Annotated in this window: 18 protein-coding genes; 6 read left to right on the forward strand and 12 right to left on the reverse strand. The window is 40.6% G+C overall.

Going from position 1 to position 21,704, the window contains the following annotated elements:
* Positions 1–289: 289 nt before the first annotated feature.
* The gene (locus tag H5119_RS00005; RefSeq protein WP_182700756.1) at positions 290–2,263 is read right to left on the reverse strand and encodes a monovalent cation:proton antiporter-2 (CPA2) family protein; all 1,974 of its coding nucleotides are present in this window, start codon (positions 2,261–2,263) and stop codon (positions 290–292) included.
* A gap of 133 nt (positions 2,264–2,396) precedes the next feature.
* Between H5119_RS00005 and H5119_RS00010 the strand changes: the two genes are divergently transcribed.
* Complete coding sequence (locus H5119_RS00010; protein ID WP_077537438.1) at positions 2,397–3,293, forward strand: GGDEF domain-containing protein; 897 nt, start codon at positions 2,397–2,399, stop codon at positions 3,291–3,293.
* A gap of 420 nt (positions 3,294–3,713) precedes the next feature.
* Here the strand turns inward: H5119_RS00010 and H5119_RS00015 are convergent, their stop codons facing one another.
* The 6 genes from H5119_RS00015 to lpxB form a co-directional block, all read right to left on the reverse strand.
* A complete protein-coding gene (locus H5119_RS00015) occupies positions 3,714–4,052 on the reverse strand; it encodes a hypothetical protein (RefSeq protein WP_077537437.1) in 339 nt (112 codons plus the stop codon).
* Positions 4,053–5,357: a tRNA lysidine(34) synthetase TilS gene (gene tilS, locus H5119_RS00020; RefSeq protein ID WP_182700757.1), complete on the reverse strand. Its 1,305-nt coding sequence runs from the start codon at positions 5,355–5,357 to the stop codon at positions 4,053–4,055.
* An 82-nt stretch (positions 5,358–5,439) separates the two neighbouring features.
* Positions 5,440–6,396 (reverse strand): acetyl-CoA carboxylase carboxyl transferase subunit alpha, encoded by a 957-nt coding sequence (gene accA, locus H5119_RS00025; RefSeq protein ID WP_077537435.1) that lies wholly within the window; start codon positions 6,394–6,396, stop codon positions 5,440–5,442.
* 16 nt (positions 6,397–6,412) lie between these two features.
* On the reverse strand, positions 6,413–9,904 hold the full coding sequence (gene dnaE / locus H5119_RS00030; protein WP_182700758.1) for a DNA polymerase III subunit alpha: 3,492 nt from the start codon (positions 9,902–9,904) through the stop codon (positions 6,413–6,415).
* Between the two features lie 2 nt (positions 9,905–9,906).
* Positions 9,907–10,509: a ribonuclease HII gene (gene rnhB / locus H5119_RS00035; protein WP_182700759.1), complete on the reverse strand. Its 603-nt coding sequence runs from the start codon at positions 10,507–10,509 to the stop codon at positions 9,907–9,909.
* Positions 10,499–11,656: a lipid-A-disaccharide synthase gene (gene lpxB / locus H5119_RS00040; RefSeq protein WP_182700760.1), complete on the reverse strand. Its 1,158-nt coding sequence runs from the start codon at positions 11,654–11,656 to the stop codon at positions 10,499–10,501. The genes rnhB and lpxB overlap by 11 nt, the downstream gene beginning before the upstream one ends.
* Positions 11,657–11,955: 299 nt before the next feature.
* Here lpxB and H5119_RS00045 point away from each other — a divergent pair, with 299 nt between their 5' ends.
* The 5 genes from H5119_RS00045 to cydC are packed head-to-tail and all read left to right on the forward strand — an operon-like array spanning position 11,956 to position 18,373.
* The gene (locus H5119_RS00045; protein ID WP_182700761.1) at positions 11,956–13,539 is read left to right on the forward strand and encodes a cytochrome ubiquinol oxidase subunit I; all 1,584 of its coding nucleotides are present in this window, start codon (positions 11,956–11,958) and stop codon (positions 13,537–13,539) included.
* Complete coding sequence (gene cydB, locus H5119_RS00050) at positions 13,536–14,675, forward strand: cytochrome d ubiquinol oxidase subunit II (protein WP_182700762.1); 1,140 nt, start codon at positions 13,536–13,538, stop codon at positions 14,673–14,675. Before H5119_RS00045 ends, cydB begins: the two co-directional genes overlap by 4 nt.
* A 12-nt stretch (positions 14,676–14,687) precedes the next feature.
* Positions 14,688–14,852 carry a cytochrome bd-I oxidase subunit CydX gene (gene cydX / locus H5119_RS00055; RefSeq protein WP_182700763.1) on the forward strand — a complete coding sequence of 55 codons (165 nt, stop codon included), beginning with the start codon at positions 14,688–14,690 and terminating at the stop codon, positions 14,850–14,852.
* Complete coding sequence (cydD, locus tag H5119_RS00060; RefSeq protein WP_182700820.1) at positions 14,842–16,635, forward strand: thiol reductant ABC exporter subunit CydD; 1,794 nt, start codon at positions 14,842–14,844, stop codon at positions 16,633–16,635. The genes cydX and cydD overlap by 11 nt, the downstream gene beginning before the upstream one ends.
* Positions 16,628–18,373, forward strand: coding sequence for a thiol reductant ABC exporter subunit CydC (cydC, locus tag H5119_RS00065; RefSeq protein ID WP_182700764.1), 1,746 nt, complete (start codon positions 16,628–16,630; stop codon positions 18,371–18,373). Before cydD ends, cydC begins: the two co-directional genes overlap by 8 nt.
* Here cydC and H5119_RS00070 read toward each other — a convergent pair.
* The 5 genes from H5119_RS00070 to H5119_RS00090 all read right to left on the reverse strand — a co-directional run bounded on the left by H5119_RS00070 (position 18,356) and on the right by H5119_RS00090 (position 21,697).
* Entirely contained in the window at positions 18,356–18,748 is a 393-nt protein-coding gene (locus H5119_RS00070) for a septal ring lytic transglycosylase RlpA family protein (protein ID WP_182700765.1), read from the reverse strand. The two genes, cydC and H5119_RS00070, sit on opposite strands and share 18 nt — an antisense overlap.
* Before the next feature lie 147 nt (positions 18,749–18,895).
* On the reverse strand, positions 18,896–19,666 hold the full coding sequence (gene lpxA, locus H5119_RS00075) for an acyl-ACP--UDP-N-acetylglucosamine O-acyltransferase (protein ID WP_039484358.1): 771 nt from the start codon (positions 19,664–19,666) through the stop codon (positions 18,896–18,898).
* Positions 19,667–19,668: 2 nt separating this feature from the next.
* Positions 19,669–20,121: a 3-hydroxyacyl-ACP dehydratase FabZ gene (gene fabZ, locus H5119_RS00080; protein ID WP_077537426.1), complete on the reverse strand. Its 453-nt coding sequence runs from the start codon at positions 20,119–20,121 to the stop codon at positions 19,669–19,671.
* 27 nt (positions 20,122–20,148) lie between these two features.
* Positions 20,149–21,171: a UDP-3-O-(3-hydroxymyristoyl)glucosamine N-acyltransferase gene (gene lpxD / locus H5119_RS00085; RefSeq protein ID WP_182700766.1), complete on the reverse strand. Its 1,023-nt coding sequence runs from the start codon at positions 21,169–21,171 to the stop codon at positions 20,149–20,151.
* Positions 21,172–21,178: 7 nt separating this feature from the next.
* Positions 21,179–21,697, reverse strand: coding sequence for an OmpH family outer membrane protein (locus H5119_RS00090; RefSeq protein ID WP_077537424.1), 519 nt, complete (start codon positions 21,695–21,697; stop codon positions 21,179–21,181).
* Positions 21,698–21,704 lie beyond the last annotated feature (7 nt).

Raw genomic sequence — 21,704 nt, forward strand, 5'->3', positions numbered from 1 at the left:
ATCTAGGGGCGATTTAATCGCGGCGCGAGGTTTGTAATCGAGTGGGCTCGGTAACTGCTCCTGCGTTACTCTAATGGCTTACATCCCTGTAAGAATAAGTAAAAACCGAGCAACAAAGAGTTAATTGCCCCTAGGTAGAATCCTTCGGACAGCGCATGTTTGGTATTTATGCTGCGTTATCGCCTATTTATGGGGAATGACCACACATCACAGGCTCTGTCTTGCCTAAATACCAAACGTACTGCTGCAAAATCAATCACGAAAGGTCAACACGCCCCAACCTAAGCAACTATTCGATTCCGTCGAGCAGGTAGTGCTCTACCCGCTCAACACGACGTGGCTTACCTTGCAAAACTAAAATATCGTTTGCCAATAACAAAGTTTGATCTGATGGGGCATCAATTTCACGATCTTGCCTGCGCAACGCTTTTATCGACACTTTTCGTTTTGCTAAGTTAATCTCACTAATACTTTTATTTACGGCGTATGCTTTATCGGGCAAGGCTATAACGTGTAAATACTCTAATCTGTCGCTGCTATTTTCATCGCCATCAATATGTTCACCTGTAAAAAAACGTTGTAAAAACTGATAGCGGTTACGGCGTTCTTTACTTACACGCCTAACAATTCGACTCATAGGCACGCCCGACATAGATAATACATGCGACACAAGCATTAAGCTTGCTTCTAACGTTTCGGGCACAACTTCGGTTACTCCCAACTCTTTCAATTTTTCGAGCTGGCTGTCATCTCGTGTGCGTATAAGTATTTTAACCTCGGGCGCTATTTGTTTAATGGCATCTATTACTACTTGTGTTTGCTCAAACTCGGTAAAGGTAATAATAACGAGACGCGCACGTTCTACACCGACACATTTTAAAATATCTTTTTGTTTAACATGCCCATATATCACGGGCTCACCTGCGGCTTTGCCTTCTTGCACAAGTATTGGATTACTCTCAATGGCAACGTACTCGATTGCCTCAGGCTTTAAAAACCGTGCAATTGTTTGCCCTACTCTCGAAAAACCACAAATAACGACATGATTACTATAAAGCGTGCTGCTTTTAGGCTCGCTTTCCCAAGCCATGATTGCTCTATCAAGTACACCTAAACGTTTTAGTATAAATGGAGTTTTATCAATCAAAAATGGTGTAAATGCCATTGAAAGTACACCCAGTGCAATTAAAAATGAGGCTTGTTCGCTAGTTAATAGTTGCTGCTGACTGCCCAAAGCAATAAGCACAAAGCCAAACTCGCCCATTTGCCAAAGCATAATTGCACATGCCAATGCATCTTGCTTTCGCTCTCCCATAAACTGTGCACTGGTTGCAACAACGGCAATTTTTAAAATTAATAAGCCAAGCAACGCGCCAATAATAAACAAGCTATTACTGAGCACATAAAGGATATCGAGCTGCATACCTACAGTTACAAAAAATAACCCCATTAAAATATCGCGAAAAGGCCTTATATCAGCCTCTAGCTGATGCCTATAATGACTCTCCCCTAGCATCATGCCAGCTAAAAAAGCGCCCAAAGCCATCGATAAGCCAAACATGTACGTTAAAAGTGCTGCAAATAAAGCAACCAATAATGTGGTAAGTACAAATAACTCATCAGTACGCACTAGCGCTATTTCATTAAATACTTTGGGAAGCACCCATTTGCCTATTGCCCATAACAATAAACACACAAATGCGCCCTTAGAAAGAGCAAAAGCGAACGCCCAGCTAATACTTTGCGAGTCGCTTGTGGCAAGTAAAGGAAGAATAATAAGCAGAGGAACAACCGCGATATCCTGAAATAACAACACGCCGATGGCAAGTTGCCCTCGGCGCTGATTAAGCTCCCCTGTTTCTTTTAATAACTTAACCACTACCGCCGTAGAAGAAAGCGCCATAATAACGCCGATGGTAAAGCTGGTGAGCAAGCTAAAACTTAAGCTATACAGCGTAATAATAAACACAAAACTGGTTACTACAACTTGTAAGGAGCCTAAACCAAACACAATATTTCGCATTGCCATTAAACGTGAAATAGAAAATTCGAGCCCTAAACTAAATAACAAAAATACAATACCAAGCTCGGCCACAAAGTCGATTTCGTGCGTTTGCGCCATCCAACCAATACCATGACTACCCGCTAAAACGCCAGTTGCTAAGTACGCCAAAATAGGCGGCAAACCAATACGCTTAAAAAACCACACCAAAAGAACCGCTGCGACCAATAAGCCAAAAATTTGAACATTAATACTCTGCAAGTACGGCCTCTCGCGCTAATTAAACAGTGGAACTTACTTTAAATATAGCAAGCATCTGTTTTTCAGCCAGTTTTAAAATATGGCATAGAAATAGCTTGTTAAGTGCAAAGCAACACCCTCGGGGGAGAATAGAATGGAAAATGTCCATATTTTGACACAACGTGTAACTGGTCGCGGTGATTTTTTGCCGTTTTCAGCCGAACCTACACGTTTAGATGAGCCTACGGCAACGCATGAGCTTGTTACTGAATTACAAACTAGTTTAATCATTGAAGATATTTTGGCTATGTATGCAAAGTTTGCAAAAAAGTTGCTGAACTTTTCAGGGCTACAGTTTCAATCAACGCTTGGTACTACACAAACATCAGATAGCAGTACTACAAGCACGCCATATTTTTACGATTTAAGTATTGGCAAAGAGCATTTAGGACAGCTGATATATTTTAGCCAGTATCCGCTTAATGCTGTTATTGAAAGAAAACTACGAGCTTTGCACGCAGCCCTTGTTTACCCACTTCGTAATGCAATGATGTATAGCCGAGTGTTAAAACTCGCGACAAAAGATGCATTAACAGGGTTAAACAACCGTAGTCAATTTAATGACATTTTATTACAAAAGCTTGAAAATTGCCGACGTTATCAACGCCCATTCAGCCTTATGTTGCTTGATTTAGATAACTTTAAACAAGTAAACGATAACTTTGGTCATAAAATTGGCGATGACACACTCATTGAGTTTTCTAAGATTTTATGCAGCAGTATTCGCGGCACCGACTCTGTATTTCGATTTGGCGGCGATGAATTTGCAATATTAATTGAAGATCCAGAGTTTACTACCAATAAAGTAATCGCTGAGCGTATTATGCGCCTAGTTAGGCACTCAAGTATGATGTTGCAATATAAAGTAACAACCAGTATTGGCTTTACATTAGCAAGCAGCAAAGATTGCGAAAATGAGATATTTGCTCGTGCGGATAAAGGTTTATACAAAGCTAAAGCGTCTGGCAGAAACTGCGCAAAAGCCTATTAGTCGCAGCATCTAAACCAATTTTCAATAAAAAACCTAGCTTCCCCCGCTAGGCTTTTTATTGGTGCGTGTTTAGCCAAAAATGTGATTAATACCAAACTGCATAATTCTTTGATCAATTTAACGAATTAAATTGCACTATAACGTCGTTAAAATTTTTTTATTTAGAACAACTAGATACAAAAATTTTTGCCTAGTTCTAGCGTAATTTTCTTAACGTTAAATAGACCCCATATATAAGCAGATTGGTATAAGAAATTGGCTTTACCAGTAGTAATACCAATTTCATTAAAAACATGATCACTTTAGCGTATTAAATAACTCATCAACTACGTTAAAAATTATTTATATATAACAACTATATATCATAATTTTAGCCTTGTTACTGAGCTATTTTCTTGTCGCTAAAATAGATTCATTAATTTAATGCCATTGGTATAATTTATAAGCAACCAACGCCGCGCAAAAACCAAAAAAGAAACCACTCACTAAATTAAGCAGTGCAGTAATTCCAGCAAGCGGTGTAAATAAAACCAGCAGCAATGGCAGGCTTACGCCTAAAATAAAAAACAACCCACCTTTGCCTAGCCAATAAGCTAATAAGAGCATTGCTGAGAGAGCACCACCAGCAATTGCATAACCTAAGGTGATAACATTCAACTCAAGTAAAACATTGGCTATAACTGCAATTATAGCTGTAATTAACATACCCATTGGCGCTTTAGTTATCAACGATAAACCAACATGCGGCTGCTTACTCATTTATTTACACTCCCAAAAAACACCATTTTCATCAATATGGTTAGCACTTATAAAATAACCAACCACTTGAACTAATTCATCATTATAAAAAATAAGCGGCACACTGGCGCGAAGCCACGGCGCTATTTTTGCATCTTTAAACCAATGTTTAACTGTATTACTACCAGGCTTTTTAAGTGGTTTTATACGCGCGCTATTGCAATTAAAGCGCACTATTACTTGCTCATTAGAGTATGGAGGTCTTAGTCCGCAACCGATGCTTTTAATTAATAAGCGCCCGTCTGCAAGTGCTAGCTCTGAATGATTAAGCTCGACATCTGTTAATACTTCACTTGGTGTTACAAAATACAAATCCCCTTGATGACGACGTATTTGACCATCTAGCAAATCAATACGCATTTGTGCGTCGTTTTTTGCATTTATTGCTTGATCTATAATTTGCTCAAGTTGCTTTTGCGATGGCATCACTTGTGTAAATAGTGCAAGCCATGTACGTACTATATTTGCAATGCGCGCTGGGCTGTATTCGCTTATTTTGCTAATGCACAGTGCTTGATGTTGGTTAATACTCTTATTTAAATCAAGCTGAGTGTATTCATCAAGTAGTGTTTGTTGCTGCTGTAGTAACTCAATACTTCGTGCTGTACATTGTTCAAACCCATTAAAGCGCTCAGCTAAAACAGGGACTATTTTTGAGCGTAAAAAATTACGATCAAAGCGTTCATCTGTGTTTGAGTCATCAGTGATATGCTTAATATTAAACTGCGCTGCAAACGCTTCTATATCGCTGCGCGTTACATTTAATAATGGTCTAAAACATGTGCGCCCACTTTGCAGCAAACGCGCTTTATGCATAGCACCAAGCCCTTTTAAACCAGAACCTCGCTTTAAGCGCAGTAAAAACGTTTCTACTTGGTCGTTTAAATGTTGGCCCAGTAAAATAATGCTCCCTTTTGGGCTTAGCTCATCAAGTGCTTTGTAACGGGCATCACGTGCTTGGGCTTCAAGGCTGGTGCGCGTCTGCGACTTAATAACAACTTTCGCAGCTTCAAAAGGCACCTCAAGATCAATACATACGTTTTTACAAAAGTCTTGCCAATCATCAGCATACTGGCTCAAGCCATGGTTAACATATATAGCCGATACATTAAGTGCAGGGGTATCTGCTTTTAAAGCTCCCATTAAATACAGCAACACCACAGAATCAACCCCACCAGAGAGCGCCACAGTAAAATCAGTATTGCCTTGCTCAATATAGTTATTTAGTGATTTTTTTAATTGCTGATAAATTGCTGATGTATGCATATGGGCGCACTTTTATATAAAAACTCTGGGTATTTTAAAGCAAAAAAGCCGCATAAGCGGCTTTTTTTAACATTAAATGTGCTTAACAATAGCCAAACGACATTAAACGTTTATAACGTTGATCAAGCATTTCCTCAAGCGTAAGTGCTTGTAAGTCTGCTAAGTCACGTTTAAGGCGAACTTTTAAATTACGTGCCATAGCATCGTAATTGCGGTGTGCGCCACCAAGAGGCTCATCAACTAAGTTGTTGATTAAGTCTAATTCTTTAACGCGCTCTGCGGTTACACCCATTGCTTCTGCTGCAAGCGGTGCTTTATCAGCGCTTTTCCAAAGAATAGACGCACAACCTTCAGGCGAAATTACAGAGTAAGTGCTGTACTGCAACATATTAACTCTGTCGCCTACACCAATCGCTAATGCACCACCTGAACCGCCTTCGCCAATCACCGTACATATTGTCGGCACTTTAAGTGTCGCCATTACTTTTAAGTTACGCGCGATTGCTTCAGATTGTCCACGTTCTTCAGCGCCAACACCTGGGTATGCACCTGGCGTGTCGATAAAGGTCATGATTGGCATTTTAAAACGCTCAGCCATTTCCATTAAACGTAATGCTTTACGGTAACCTTCTGGCTTTGGCATACCAAAGTTGCGTTTAATTTTTTCAGCCGTATCACGGCCTTTTTGTTGGCCGATAACCATAACTGGTTCGCCATCTAAACGCGCTATACCACCTAAAATAGCAGGATCGTTAGCAAAAGTACGATCGCCAGAAAACTCATCAAATTCCGTGAAAATGCGCTCGATATAATCTCGAGTGTAAGGACGCAACGGATGACGTGCTAACTGTGATACTTGCCAAGCACCTAAATTAGAAAATATCTCCTGTTTTTGTTTGGCACTTTTTTCTTTTAATTTGCTGACTTCCTCTTCTAACTCAAGGTCTAATTCGCCAGCGCGGCTTATATTTTGTAATTCTTCAATTTTTGCTTCTAATTCTGCAATCGGAAGCTCAAAATCAAGATAATTGAGGCTCATGCTCTAAACTACCTAATTAGTTAAATTCTAGTTCTACATCTTGCGCCGCCATTAGCGATAACTTATGAATTAAGTCGTCACTTGGCGTAACACACCATTCGATACCAAGAGTTAATTGCGCCAACGCATCTGGACGTTGGTAATAAACTTTGATCGGACACGTTCCCATTTTGTATGGTTCGAGTACTTTTTGTAATTTATCGAAGAAACCAGCCTCGACTTGCACCATGTTCAGCGTCATTTTAATCGCTTTAATACGTTTTTCACGCGCTTGAGCTATGGTGTTTATTTCTCTAGCGGTCATTGTAATACCACCAGAGAAGTTATCAAAGCTGACCTGTCCAGATATTACCAAGATATTATTAACTTGCAGCATATCTTGGTACTTTTCAAACTCGTCTGAATACAAGCGTACATCAATGCGTGCACTCTTGTCATCTAAAGTTACTAAGGCCCAACGATTTCCTTTTTTATTAATTAATACCCTAGAAGCAATCACTAAACCAGCGGCCGTTGCGAACACGTCGCGATTAGTTGGCTGTAAATCAACTATTTTTCCGCTGGTGTAATGCTTAAGTTCACGGCGGTACTGATTTATCGGATGCCCTGTTAAATAAAGGCCTAGGGTTTCTTTTTCGCCATCTAACCATTCGTTATCGGTGAGGCCTGTGGCTTTAATAAAGGCTTGTTCAACTTCATCTGGTTCGGTGGCTAATAAACCAAACAAATCACTTTGCCCTAATAACTCAGCTTTGTTGTGTTGGTCGGCCGCACGCATCGCACTTTTTAAACTAGCTAATAACGTAGCACGCCCAGGTTGGGTTTTTTCTGGCCCTAAATTATCCAGTGCGCCTGAGTAAATTAATTTTTCAGTAACACGTTTATTTAAGCGTTTTAAGTCAACGCGGGCACAAAAATCAAATAAATCCTTAAATGGGCCCCCTTTTGCACGCGCTTCTAAAATAGCTTCAACCGGTGCTTCACCCACGCCTTTTATCGCGCCAATGCCGTAAACAATTTCACCTTGCAGATTTACTGTAAATTTAAATTCGCCTGCGTTTACGTCGGGTGGCAATAAGGTGAGCTTCATGTTTTCACATTCATCCACCAAAATAACTATTTTGTCGGTGTTATCCATATCGGCCGACATTACCGCAGCCATAAACTCTGCAGGATGATGGGTTTTCATCCACAACGTTTGATACGATACCAGTGCGTACGCCGCCGAGTGAGATTTATTAAAGCCGTAACCTGCGAACTTTTCCACCAAGTCGAAGATTTTTATCGCGAGCTCGCCGTCAATGCCGTTATTTCGTGCGCCATCTTCAAACGTTGAACGCTGTTTTGCCATTTCCTCGGGTTTTTTCTTACCCATTGCACGGCGAAGCATATCGGCACCACCGAGCGTGTAACCTGCTAATACTTGCGCAATTTGCATTACTTGTTCTTGATACAAGATAATACCGTACGTTGGATCAAGTATTGGTTTTAAGCTTTCGTGCTGATATTGCGCATCTGGGTATGAGATTTCTTCTCGGCCCAACTTTCGGTCGATAAAGTTATCTACCATGCCTGATTGCAGCGGACCTGGGCGGAACAAGGCCACAAGCGCAATCATATCTTCAAAGCAATCGGGCTTAAGTCGACGTACTAAGTCTTTCATACCGCGCGATTCTAGCTGGAATACAGCGGTCGTTTCGGCGCGAAGTAGTAACTCGATACTTTTTTTATCATCCAGTGGAATGGTATTTATATCAACTAGATCTTTACCTTGGCGCTCCATGCGCACATTGGTCATATCGACCGCCCACTGCAATATAGTCAGTGTACGCAAGCCCAAGAAATCGAACTTAACTAAGCCTGCGGTTTCTACATCGTTTTTATCAAACTGCGTGACCGGAAACTTACCTTCGTCATCGCAATAAAGCGCAGCAAAGTCAGTAATAGTGGTTGGCGATATTACTACGCCGCCCGCATGTTTACCGGCGTTACGTGTACACCCTTCAAGGATGCGACACATGTCGATTAAATCTTTTACTTCATTGTCGCCATCGTAGGCTTCTTGCAAGCGTGGCTCTATATCAAACGCTTTTGCAAGCGTCATCCCAGGATCGCCTGGAATCATTTTTGAAATACGATCAACGAATCCATAAGGATGCCCAAGCACTCGCCCTACATCGCGTATTACCGCTTTTGCAGCCATAGTACCAAAGGTAATAATTTGCGATACGGCGTTACGCCCATACAAAGCAGACACGTGATCAATTACTTCGTCTCGTCTATCCATACAGAAATCGACGTCGAAATCGGGCATTGATACACGTTCAGGATTCAAAAATCGCTCAAAAAGTAAATCGAACTCAAGCGGATCCAAATCGGTAATTTTAAGTGCGTACGCAACTAACGAACCTGCACCTGAACCACGACCTGGTCCAACCGGAATATTGTTATCTTTACTCCACTGAATAAACTCCATTACGATTAAGAAGTAACCTGGGAATCCCATTTGGTTAATTACGCCAAGCTCTATATCAAGTCGCTCATCGTATTCAACACGTTTTACTTTTCGCTCTTCTTCATCGGGGAATAAAAACTGCAGTCGCTCTTCAAGACCGTCTTCTGATACTTTAACTAAAAACTCATCAATCTTGAGTGAGCCAGTTGGGTAATCAGGTAAAAAGTAAGTCCCTAGCTGAACCGTTACATTACAACGTTTAGCTATTTCTACCGTATTTTGTAGGGCTTCTGGAATGTCGCTAAACAGCTCTGCCATTTGCTCTGGTGTTTTTAGGTATTGTTCTTCAGAGAATCGTTTCGGCCTGCGTTTATCATCAAGTGTGTAACCGTCAAAAATAGCAACGCGAATTTCATGCGCTTCAAAGTTTTCAGGCTTTAAAAATACCACTTCGTTGGTGGCTACAACAGGTAACTGCTCTTTAACTGAAAGCTCTACCGCCATGTGCAAGTAGTCTTCTTCTAAAGGGCGATTGGTGCGAACAAGCTCAAGGTAGTAGTTATCGCTAAAATGCTGCTTGTAAAAACTAACTACTGATTCAATAACACTTGGATTATTTTTTAATAACGCTTTACCTAAATCACCGTCTTTAGCGCCCGAGAGAATAATTAAGCCCGTTTTATGCTCCACCAGCCATTCTCGGTCAATCACTGGGCGATGAAACACATGCCCACGTTGATACGCTTTAGATATTAATAAGGTAATGTTTTTATAGCCGTCGTTGTCTTTGGCTAATATGGTTAAGCGGCTTGGCTCGTCTGGAAATTCTGGGCTACGAACCCAAAAATCAGCACCCACAATAGGTTTAATACCGGCGTTATGCGTTGCGCCATAAAAGCGCACTAAACCACAAAAGTTCATTTGGTCGGTAATCGCAATAGCGGGCATTTGCAGCTCTTGCGCTTTAGCAACTATTGGCTTTGTTTTAGCAAGGCCGTCAACCATCGAAAAGTCAGAGTGAACCCTTAAATGAACAAAATCAGGAGCAGCCATGCTTAACCCTCACCATTGGCTTGCGCCAATACACGCTGCACAGGTTTAAAGCTTTTACGATGCTCGTCAATTGCGCCGTACTGCTCAAGCGCTGCAAAGTGCGCTTTAGTTGGATACCCTTTGTGCCCTGCAAAGCCATATTCAGGGTGGCGTTTATCAAGTTCAATCATTTCGTCATCGCGCGCTACTTTAGCTAAAATAGACGCGGCTGAAATTTCTGCCACTAGGCTATCGCCTTTAACAACAGCTTGCGCTGGCATAGTGAGTTTTGGTAAGCGGTTTCCATCTATAAATACAAATTCAGGTTGTGTGCTTAACGCCTCTACTGCGCGGGTCATGGCAAGCATCGTTGCGTGCAGAATATTTAATTCATCAATCTCTGTCGGATTGCAGCGACCATAGGCGTAACACAATGCTTTTTCTTTAATTTCAATAGCAAGTGCTTGGCGTTTTTTATCTGTTAATTTTTTAGAATCCGCTAAGCCAGCAATAGGTTTAGTGGGATCCAAAATAACGGCGGCAGTGACCACATCGCCAACAAGTGGACCGCGCCCTACTTCGTCAACACCGGCAATTAAGGCTACGTTGGGTCTATCAATTTGCATTTATTAACTCCGCCACAGCGTTGGCCGCTTGTTCGCTGGCATTTAATCTAATTTTTTCGTGAATAGCTAAAAAGCGTGCTTTTAGCGCTTTGTTATCAGTATTGAGCATAGGAGTAAGCGCATTTGTTAAGTTAGTCACGTTACACTCACTTTGTAAAAACTCAGGCACTAGCTCTTCGTCGGCTAATAAATTAGGCAGCGAAAAGTATTTAATATTAAACGTAAATAGAGTTTTAAAAATCCAATAGCTCAAAGGCTTTATTTTATAACCCACTACCATAGGTTTTTTATAAAGCATGCCTTCAAGTGTTGCAGTCCCCGACGCTAATAAAATAGCATCTGCGGCTTGCATCGCTAATTTTGATTGCCCATCAAGCAGATTAACATTTAGGCTTGGTGCTGTGGCATTTAAAATAGCGATAAATTGCGCTTTGCGTTTTTCGTTTACCAGTGGCACCACAATTTTAAGATTGGGGTTTTGCGCTTGCAGTTCTGCAGCCGTTTTAATATAAGTTTCACTTAGTAAACCAACTTCAGAGCCTCGACTACCAGGCAGCAATGCCAGTACTTTGTCATCAAGACTTAAACCTAATTCTTCACGGGCTTTGCTGTCGTTGTGCTCAAGTGCTATATCGTCAGCCAAGGTATGGCCCACAAATGTACACGGTACTTGATGTTTATCGTAAAATTCTTTTTCAAATGGTAATAACGCCAACACTAAGTTAGTCGCTGCACTTATGGTATGAATACGCTTTTCGCGCCATGCCCATACCGATGGACTGACGTATTGCACCGTTTTAATGCCCGCATCTTTAAGCGGCTTTTCTACTCGTAAATTAAAATCGGGAGCATCGATGCCAATATATACATCAGGTGGGTTATCAACAAAGTGCTGCACGAGTTGTTTACGGATTTTAAGTAAACGCGGCAAACGCCCTAACACTTCAACAAGCCCCATTACCGAAAGCTCTTCCATATCGAACAAGGTTTTACAGCCCTGCGCTTGCATTTTAGGCCCCGCTATTCCTTCAAAAATAGCATTAGGGAAGTGTTGCTTAAGCGCTTTTATTAGGCCTTCGCCTAAAATATCGCCCGACAGTTCACCTGCCACAATACCAATACGTAGTTGTTTTTTATCTTTATTCATTTGATTTTATTTCACAAGTAAACCAAGCGTTCATGCTTGTTAGTTTACCGTGTTTTAGTGTTTGATTAAACGCTTTAAATAACTGGTTTTTTATAAGCAAATTTAATTTATTGAATTATTTATTTTTAATGCTCATGTAGCATATGAAATATATATTAAGTTTTGCTAATATACGTATTGACAAAAATTGCACAAACGTAAATAATATTACAAACTTTCAGTAATTACTGAAAGATAAAAACATAACTTTGCCAATTATTATATTGCCCTGTTAATCCGTCACTTTTAAGGAGCTAATAATGATAGATGAAACCTTTGTGGATCTATCGCGATTACAGTTTGCTGTTACCGCTCTCTTTCATTTTTTATTTGTACCTCTAACTATAGGTATGACCTGGATTTTAGTTATCATGGAATCGGTTTATGTTATGACCGGTCGCGAAATTTACCGTGATATGACTAAATTTTGGGGAAAATTGTTTGGTATTAACTTTGCAATTGGTGTGGCCACAGGCCTTACCATGGAATTTGAGTTTGGTACTAACTGGTCTTATTACTCCCATTACGTAGGTGATGTTTTTGGTGCCCCGCTGGCTATTGAAGGCTTAATGGCATTCTTTTTAGAATCAACCTTTGTGGGGATGTTCTTTTTAGGTTGGGACAGGCTTTCTAAGCGCCAACATTTAGGGGCAACCTTTTTAATGGCGTTGGGAACAAATATGTCGGCGCTGTGGATTTTGATTGCCAACGGTTGGATGCAAAACCCAGTAGGTGCTGAATTTAACTATCAAACTATGCGTATGGAAATGACCAGTTTTGCAGAGCTTGTGTTTAATCCTGTAGCGCAAGTTAAGTTTATTCATACCGTATCAGCAGGTTACGTAGCTGCCTCGATGTTTGTACTGGGCATAAGTAGTTGGTACATATTAAAAGGTCGCGATTTGGCCTTTGCTAAACGCTCATTTTCGGTCGCTTCTGGTTTTGGTTTAGCGTCTATTTTATGTGTAATTTTACTAGGTGATGAATCAGGGTACGAAGTCGGCGAAGTTCAAAAAGTTAAACTTGCCACAATTGAAGCAGAATGGCACACAGAAGAAGCCCCCGCTGCATTTACTGCGTTTGGTTTTCCTGACTCAGAAGAGCAAGTTACCCATGCCGCAGTTAAAATACCTTATGCGCTTGGTGTAATTGCTACGCGCTCACTCGATGAGCAAGTAACGGGAATTAACGACTTAGAAAAACAACACGAAGTGCGTATTCGCAACGGCATGATTGCTTATGAATACCTTACAAAACTCAGAAACGGCGAAGATACACCTGAGAACATAGCCAAATTTGATACCCTAAAAGACGACTTGGGCTATGGTTTATTGCTTAAGCGCTACACACCTGATGTTGTAGACGCCACAGAAGAGCACATTCAAAAAGCCGTTAAGGACTCCTTTCCAAAAGTGGGCCCTATGTTTTGGTCATTTAGGATTATGGTTGCCTGTGGCGTGGCAATGCTCGCGGTATTTATTTTAGCATTTTACTACAACGCACATCGCGTTATTGAGCAAAAACGCTGGTTGTTATGGGCTGCCGTATTAAGCATTCCACTACCTTGGATAGCGATTGAATTTGGCTGGATAGTTGCTGAATATGGCCGTCAACCTTGGGCTATATCTGAAATACTGCCGACCTTTTTAGCGACATCGTCACTGACAGTAAATGATATTTTAATTAGCTTAACTGGGTTTATTGTTTTCTATACTGGTCTAGCCATTGTGGAAGGCTGGCTGATGATCCGGTTTGTTAAGCAAGGACCAAGCTCGCTACATACTGGTAAATATCATTTTGAATTACCAAATAAAGCTGAGAAAACTGAAGGAGAGCAATCATGATTTTTGATTATGAAACGTTAAAAATGCTTTGGTGGTTGATCATTGGTGTGCTGCTTATTGGTTTTGCTATTACCGATGGCATGGATATGGGCGTTGCTATGTTGCTTCGCCTCGTTGGTAAAACAGATTCAGAGCGCCGCACAGTAATAAACACTATTGGCCCGCATTGGGATGGTAACCAAGTATGGTTTATAACTGCGGGCGGGGCGTTATTTGCAGCGTGGCCTATGGTTTATGCTGCCGCATTTTCGGGCTTTTACTTTGCCATGATGCTGGTACTTTTTGCCTTATTTTTTAGACCACTTGGATTTGATTACCGCAGTAAAGTAGACTCAAAACGCTGGCGCAATAACTGGGATTGGGGCTTGCTTGCAGGCAGCGCAATTCCAGCATTAGTATTTGGTATTGCGTTTGGTAATTTATTTTTAGGCGTGCCATTTAATATTGATAACCTAATGCGTGTTAGCTACCAAGGCTCATTTTTTGGCTTACTTAACCCATTTGGATTACTTGCAGGTTTAGTGAGTATTACCATGTTAGTTGCGCATGCGGGAATGTGGTTACAACTTCGTACAGCAAGTGCAGTCGCAGAGCGTTCGGGTCAGTATGGTCGTTATTCGCTGATTGTATTTATTGTATTATTTGCTGCTGCTGGTTTTTGGGTTGCTAATTTAACCGGTTACCAAATTGTATCTATGGCTGATACACAGAGTCATGCAGATCCTTTAGCTAAAGTAGTCACAACAGCGCAAGGTGCGTGGTTAAGTAATTATAACATTCGTCCGTGGACAATGACCTTCCCTATTTTAGCGTTTGCAATGGCATTAAGTGCACTTGTGTTTTCTAAATTGAACAAACCTGCACTTGGGCTTATTTCAACAAGCTTAATGTTAATTGGCGTAATTATGACGGCAGGTGTATCACTGTTCCCATTTATTATGCCATCAAGCAATAATCCAAATATTAGCTTAACAATTTGGGATGCGGTATCGAGCCATAAAACGCTCAATGTAATGTTTGTTGCAGTGTGTATTTTTGTTCCACTTATTTTAACTTACACCACTTGGTGTTATGTAAAAATGTGGCGCAGAGTAACGGTTGAAGAAATTGAAAACAACACTCACGGTAGCTACTAAGGAGACTAAACTATGTGGTATTTCGCTTGGATTTTAGGTGTACTTTTGGCCTGTACCTTAGGTGTAATAAATGTAATGTGGTACGAGTTTCAGCAAAATAAAAACAGTATTGCAGATGATGAGCAAGTTATGCATGATTTATTAAACGATGCTAACAACACAAAAGATGACGACTAACCCCCGACCAGATCGCGCGCAGCAGCAATCACTGCGCGCTTTTTTAAAGCGTCAAAGTAAACCCGCTGCAGTGTGGTTAAAGTTAAGCATTGCATTGGGTACTTTTAACGCATTACTAATGATTGCAGGTGCTTATTTACTTGCGCAAACTATTCACAACGTTATGTTTGAAGGTAATAGCTTAACCCAAGTTACTCATTTATTATGGCCCTTAGCAGGTATTATTTTACTACGCGCAGTGTTTTTGGCGCTAAGTGAACGTTTGAGTGCATTTGCTGCACTTAAAATAAAGTCGGCTATGCGCCAAACACTTCTAAATAAGCTCAGTTTACTTGGGCCGAGCTATATAGAACAACACGGCCAAGGTGCTACATTAAATACCCTACATAATGGCGTAGAAGCACTCCACGACTATTATGCTAAATACTTACCAGGTGTTGCTTACAGCGCGCTTATTCCGCTGGCAATATTGGTTGTTATTTTTCCGACAGATTATAAAGCTGGGCTAATATTTTTATTAACCGCCCCGCTCATTCCTTTTTTCATGATTTTAGTTGGCTCTAAAGCCGAAGCTTTAAACCAAAAACGCTGGAAGCAACTTGCTGTGCTGGGCAATTATTTTTTTGACCGCGTTCAAGGTTTAACACAACTAAAACTATTTAATGCAACACGTACCGAGCTTAAGCAAATAGCTAAAATTTCAGATGATTTTAGACACGCAACACTCGATGTTTTAAAAATCGCGTTTTTATCATCATTTGCACTTGAGTTTTTAGCCACCATTAGCGTAGCACTGGTTGCTGTAATTATTGGTTTTAGATTGTTTTTTGGCACTCTTGATTTTGCTACTGGCTTTGTGGTGCTACTTTTAGCGCCTGAATTTTATTTGCCATTGCGCCAACTGGGGAGTCATTATCATGCACGCTTACAAGGTATTAGTGCGGCGGCCGACATGGTTGCGATTTTAAATGCCCCACTACCAAGTGACGAAAACACATCAGTAACTACAACCAAGCCTGAAAAAAATTTAACTTTAAATACAATTAACTCAATAAGTATTACCGACCTTAATTTTATATACCCAGATAGTAACGAAGGGATTAAAAATATAAATTTAACACTGCCAAATAAAGGCTTAATTGCAGTTGTGGGCAGTAGTGGATCAGGTAAAAGTACGTTGTTTGATTGCCTATTAGGGTTTCACCCTGAGGTGATTAACCATCTATCTATTAATGATCAGAGTTTAAGTACAACCGATATTACTTACTTGAAAAATAATATTGCATGGATACCACAAAAAGCGACGCTATTTTACGACACCATTGCTGCCAACATTAAATTGGCCAAACCAAATGCCACTCAACAAGAGCTTGAACACGCGGCAAAACAAGCTGGTGTGCTTGAATTTATAAATACCCTACCAGATGGTTTTAACACGCTGATAGGTGAGCAAGGCGAAGGACTTTCTGGCGGTCAAAAACAACGTATTGCACTGGCTCGCGCATTTATAAAACAAGCACCAGTCTTAGTGCTTGATGAGCCCACAGCACACCTTGATAGCCAAACAGAGCTGCTTATTCAAGATGCTATTAATGAGTATGCTAAAAACAACTTAGTGTTAGTTATTGCCCATAGATTAAATACCGTTAAACATGCCAGCAATATCATTGTGATGCACGATGGAAAAATAGCTGAGCAAGGTGACTTTGAAACACTTGCAGCACAAAATGGTGCATTTACTAACTTACTAAAAACGGCTGAACAAGGGGTAGCGCATGCGTAATTTTATTCGCTTATTAAAGCTTTGTGCTCCTCATTACAAAGCTATGCTATTGGGAACATTTTTAGCGACGATTACGGTATTAGCTAATGTGGGTTTATTGGCTATATCTGGTTGGTTTTTAGCATCAATGGCCGCTGCAGGTATTGCAGGCGTGCAAATGAACTACTTCACTCCAGCTGGTACGATTCGGTTTTTAGCTATTGTACGAACAGCATCGCGCTATGGCGAACGCCTAGTTACTCATAACGCCACGTTTTTATTACTAAGTGAAATACGTACCAATGTATTTGCAACGTTAAGCAAGCTTAACAATGTTGATTTAGCAATGAGCCGCAGCGCTGATTTAGTTAACCGATTACAAAACGATGTAGACGCACTCGACAAATTTTATTTAAACGTTTTACTGCCTATGCTGGTTGCTCTTTTAAGTGTACCAATCATCATGTTGTTTATGTCGGCCTATAATGGCAACGTCGCCCTTATTTGCTTTACTGGCATTATACTTATTGGTGTGGTTATACCTGCCCTACTTAGCGCAAAGCTCACTAAAAACAGCCATAAAGAAACACAACTTAGTGCACAACTTCGTTCTGAGCTTTCAGATACACTCACAGGCCTTAGAGAGCTTAGTATTTATCAAGCCCGTTCGCAGCAACTTAATAAGTGCGACGAATTAAGCGAGCAGTACAATCAGCAATTATTTATTCGCCACAAAGCACTGGCAAACTCAGATGGGTTAAGCTTGTTGGTTGTTCAATTAGCCATGCTTGCTAGCATAGTAACCATAGTGCCACTCGTATACACAAGCAGTATGGTAAATGTAGAACTTGCTATGTTGAGTTTATTTGTACTGGCAAGCTTTGAAAGCGTATTGCTACTACCCAATGCATTTATAGAGCTTCCAAGTGTTTTAAAAGCAGCAGAGCGATTGTTTACACTTGAAGATAAAGCCGCTAACTCGCAAATTGAAAGTAAACATGTAGACGTTGATGAAAACTTTAGCGCGCAAAATAACACATTGGCACTTAACAATATCAGCTATCAATATGGTGAACAAACAGCACTAACTGATGTTAGTTTTGAGCTGATGCCTCAGCAAAAAGTAGCGATTGTAGGTAGAAGCGGCAGCGGTAAAACGACGCTTGTAAATTTACTTACTGGTTTATGGCCTTTGCAACAAGGCAGCATAACGCTAAACAATCAAAATAGCGTTGTTGACTTACATTCGTTAAATAATGATATACGCGCAAATGTTATAAATATACTCGCCCAGCAGCACCATATTTTTAATGGCACATTAAGTGAAAACTTACGTTATGCCGCGCCAAATGCAACTAAAGAGCAAATGATTGAAGCGCTCTCGTTAGCCCAATTAAGCCCATGGTTTAATGAGCTAAAAGAAGGCTTAAAAACACGATTAGGCACTGGCGGGCGTAACGTATCGCAAGGTCAATCTAGGCGTATAGCCATTGCGCAAGCATTACTTAAAAGCCCCGCTATTTTAGTTCTTGATGAACCAACAGAGGGGCTTGATAATCAATCTAAGCAAGGGGTAATGCAAGCAATAATGCATGCTATGAATAACGCGAGCGTGCTGACAATTACGCACGATCCCGCTCTTCTTGCTCAAATGGATAATGTCGTATGGTTAGAAGACGGTAAAGTGGTTGCGCAAGGCTCTCATAAAGAGCTCAGTAGCACTTATCCTGATTATGTGGCACTAACTACCCGGTTTTAACACCGTTACAGACACGTCAATAACGCCGACTTTAGGGTCGGCTATCTTTTTAAACATACTCTTTGATAAATCGATAATACGACCACGTACATACGGGCCTCTATCGTTAATTCTTACCGTGACTGATTTGTTATTAACGAGGTTGGTAACAACGACCTTAGTGCCAAAATCGAACTCTAAATGGGCCGCCGTGGCGACTTGTTGGCTAAAGCGCTCTCCGTTAGCAGTTGTCCTGCCGTGATATTTATCAGCATAAAAAGAAGCTTTTCCTACTTGAGTGATTTCTCCAGCAGATGACTTAACAATAGGTTGGCTACTACAAGCGGCTAAAGCTGAAGTTATAAAAAGAGTGACGACTAACTTAGGTAAACGCATAGGATGACTTTTATTATACAAATTAGGTGCATACTAACTTGAGTAGCCTGAGTATTAACTGAATTAGCTTAAAAGCAGGACAATAAAAAACCACCTTCGATTTATCATCTAGGGTGGTTTTTTAATGCTTAAAGCAAAACGCGCGAATTATCTTACGATGCCGCGCTCTGAGCTTTTAACAAAGTCGACCATCAACTTCACAGCAGGATACTTTGCAGCATCTTCACTAAGCGACTCAATCGCTTCGTCTGCACCTAAGCTCTTACGGTAAAACGCTTTGTATGCACGGCGTACAGCCATAATTTCATCACTTTCGAAACCACGACGTTTCATGCCTTCTTTATTGATAGCAGCAGGACCTGCTGGCATACCAATGGTAGTAACAAAAGGTGGTACATCTTTGTTAACACCTGAATACATACCAATAAAGGCATGTGCACCAATTTTACAAAACTGATGAACTCCCGAATTACCACCTAAGATAACCCAATCGCCTACATGTACATGGCCGGCCACACTTGCATTGTTAGCAAAAATTACGTTATCGCCAATTACCGCGTCATGTGCAACGTGTGTATAAGCCATAAATAAGTTATTACTACCAATTTTAGTAACGCCTTGATCTTGAATTGTTCCACGGTGAATTGTGGCACATTCACGGATAACGTTGTTATCACCCATGATCAATGTGGTTGGCTCGTTGTTGTATTTTTTGTCTTGGCAGGCTTCGCCTACAGACGCAAATTGAAAAATATGATTGCCAGAGCCAATCGTCGATGGTCCTTTCACAACAACGTGAGACTCAATAATACAGTTATCACCGATAACAACATCATTGCCAATATAACTATATGGGCCAACTGAGACATTGTTGCCTAGTTTCGCGCCAGGTTCGATTATTGCTGTAGAATGGATCACAATTAAAACTCTCTTCTAGCACACATAATTTCGGCACTACATACTAATTTGCCATCGACTTTTGCTTGAGCGGCGAATTTCCAAATATTGCGGCGCTCTTTTAAAAACTCAACATGAAGATGCATAGTGTCGCCTGGGATCACCGGCTGCTTAAAACGGGCATTGTCTACAGCAGCAAATAAGTAAAGCTCATTTTCGCTACGGTTTTCAACTGTTTTAAAACCAAGTAAACCTGTTGCTTGTGCCATTGCTTCTAAAATTAACACACCTGGAAAAATAGGCTGATTTGGAAAGTGCCCAGTGAAAATAGGTTCGTTTATAGAAACATTTTTAATAGCATGCAAAGATTTACCTGGTGTAAAATCAATAACACGGTCAATTAGTAGCATCGGGTAACGGTGCGGTAATAAAGCTAAAATTTCTTGAATATCAAGGCTATTTAATTCGTTTGCCAAAATAGCATCCTTATTAGTGTTCAACGTTTATGACTTAGTCAGTGCTTCTAGCGCTTTAAGACGAGATTTCATGTCTGAAAGATTTCGCAAATGAGCAATAGACTTTCGCCATTCTTTGTTAGTTGTATGGGGCATACCAGATGAGTAAATACCTGGTTCGGTGATTGATTTTGTCACCATACTCATGCCGGTAATTATAACACCATCACATACAGACATGTGACCATTAATTGCAACCATGCCACCAATCTGGCAATTCTTACCAATGGTTACACTTCCTGCAAGTACGGTGCAGCCAGCGATTGCTGTGCCTGAATTAACTTCAACGTTGTGTGCTATTTGACATTGGTTATCGATAATAACATTGCTATGAATTACGGTGTCATCGAGTGCCCCCCGGTCAATTGTGGTACTTGCACCAATTTCAACCTTGTTGCCTATAATAACCGATCCAAGCTGAGGTATCTTTATCCACTGCCCTCGCTCGTTTGCATAACCAAATCCGTCACTACCCACAACACTATTTGCTTGAAACAAACAATCCGAACCAATTTCAACGTCATGATAAATAGTCACACTAGGCCAAAGCTTAGTACCTGAACCTATTTTAACACGTTCGCCAATAAAACTGTTCGGACCAATCTGTGCGTTATCGCCAATAACAGCATTCGCTTCAACTACGGCATTAGCACCAATAGCAGCACTTGGACTTATTACAGCCGTTGGGTGAATAACAGCACTAGCATGAATACCCGTAGATGCTGAACGTGGCGTTGTATCAATTAGTTGCGCTAGTTTTGCATAGCTAACATAAGGGTTCGCAACAATGATTTTATTGCCATTAAAATATGGCGCATCGGCTTCACTTACAATCACAGCACTGGCTTGGGTTGTTCGCAGTTGTGGGCGGTATTTTGAGTTCGCTAAAAATGCAATATGCCCAGTACGGGCATTTGCAAGTGTCGCTATTTTTTTTATTTCTAAAGCGCCATCACCCTGAAGTTCGGCGCTTAGAAGTTTCGCGATTTGCGAAAGCGTATAATTTTGCATAGAGTGATTATTTCTTGCTAACAGCTGCTACAACTTTATCAGATAGATCTGTTACTTTTTTAGGGTTAAAGTAAATAGTTGTGTCTTTTACTTTAACTTCATCAAAGTCACCATCTTTAGCAATTTCTTCAATCGTTGTAATAATTAAACCTTGTACTTTCGCCAGTTCTTGGTTTTGACGTGTTTTTATTTCTTGCTCTAAAGGACGACCTTTTTCGGCAAGGTTTTTTTGCATGCCTTGAATTTTATCGCGCAGTGTATCTTTTTGAGCTTGACTCATCGTTGTGCTTTCGCGCTTAAACTTCTCAGCTTCAAAACGAATATCGCCTTGTAATTTTTCAAGCTCTTGACGACGCTCTGCAAACTCTGATTGTAATGATTGTTCAATTTTAGCCATTTGAGGAAGCTGCTTGTAGATTTCTTGCATATCTACTATGCCTACTTTATGTGCTAGTGCACTTGCAGAAGTACCCATCATTAACGTTGCTAAAACAGCTACTGCTGTAGATTTAAATAATTTAGTCATAAAAAAC

The organism is Pseudoalteromonas sp. SG45-5, assembly GCF_014164085.1.
GTDB classification, from domain to species: Bacteria; Pseudomonadota; Gammaproteobacteria; order Enterobacterales; family Alteromonadaceae; genus Pseudoalteromonas; species Pseudoalteromonas aliena.

What these genes read in the sequence shown, in the direction of transcription:
- H5119_RS00010 (WP_077537438.1), top strand. Translation starts at nt 2,397, where the DNA reads ATGGAAAATGTCCATATTTTGACACAACGTGTAACTGGTCGCGGTGAT.
- H5119_RS00015 (WP_077537437.1), bottom strand. Translation starts at nt 4,052, where the DNA reads ATGAGTAAGCAGCCGCATGTTGGTTTATCGTTGATAACTAAAGCGCCA.
- tilS (WP_182700757.1), bottom strand. Translation starts at nt 5,357, where the DNA reads ATGCATACATCAGCAATTTATCAGCAATTAAAAAAATCACTAAATAAC.
- accA (WP_077537435.1), bottom strand. Translation starts at nt 6,396, where the DNA reads ATGAGCCTCAATTATCTTGATTTTGAGCTTCCGATTGCAGAATTAGAA.
- dnaE (WP_182700758.1), bottom strand. Translation starts at nt 9,904, where the DNA reads ATGGCTGCTCCTGATTTTGTTCATTTAAGGGTTCACTCTGACTTTTCG.
- rnhB (WP_182700759.1), bottom strand. Translation starts at nt 10,509, where the DNA reads ATGCAAATTGATAGACCCAACGTAGCCTTAATTGCCGGTGTTGACGAA.
- lpxB (WP_182700760.1), bottom strand. Translation starts at nt 11,656, where the DNA reads ATGAATAAAGATAAAAAACAACTACGTATTGGTATTGTGGCAGGTGAA.
- H5119_RS00045 (WP_182700761.1), top strand. Translation starts at nt 11,956, where the DNA reads ATGATAGATGAAACCTTTGTGGATCTATCGCGATTACAGTTTGCTGTT.
- cydB (WP_182700762.1), top strand. Translation starts at nt 13,536, where the DNA reads ATGATTTTTGATTATGAAACGTTAAAAATGCTTTGGTGGTTGATCATT.
- cydX (WP_182700763.1), top strand. Translation starts at nt 14,688, where the DNA reads ATGTGGTATTTCGCTTGGATTTTAGGTGTACTTTTGGCCTGTACCTTA.
- cydD (WP_182700820.1), top strand. Translation starts at nt 14,842, where the DNA reads ATGACGACTAACCCCCGACCAGATCGCGCGCAGCAGCAATCACTGCGC.
- cydC (WP_182700764.1), top strand. Translation starts at nt 16,628, where the DNA reads ATGCGTAATTTTATTCGCTTATTAAAGCTTTGTGCTCCTCATTACAAA.
- H5119_RS00070 (WP_182700765.1), bottom strand. Translation starts at nt 18,748, where the DNA reads ATGCGTTTACCTAAGTTAGTCGTCACTCTTTTTATAACTTCAGCTTTA.
- lpxD (WP_182700766.1), bottom strand. Translation starts at nt 21,171, where the DNA reads ATGCAAAATTATACGCTTTCGCAAATCGCGAAACTTCTAAGCGCCGAA.
- H5119_RS00090 (WP_077537424.1), bottom strand. Translation starts at nt 21,697, where the DNA reads ATGACTAAATTATTTAAATCTACAGCAGTAGCTGTTTTAGCAACGTTA.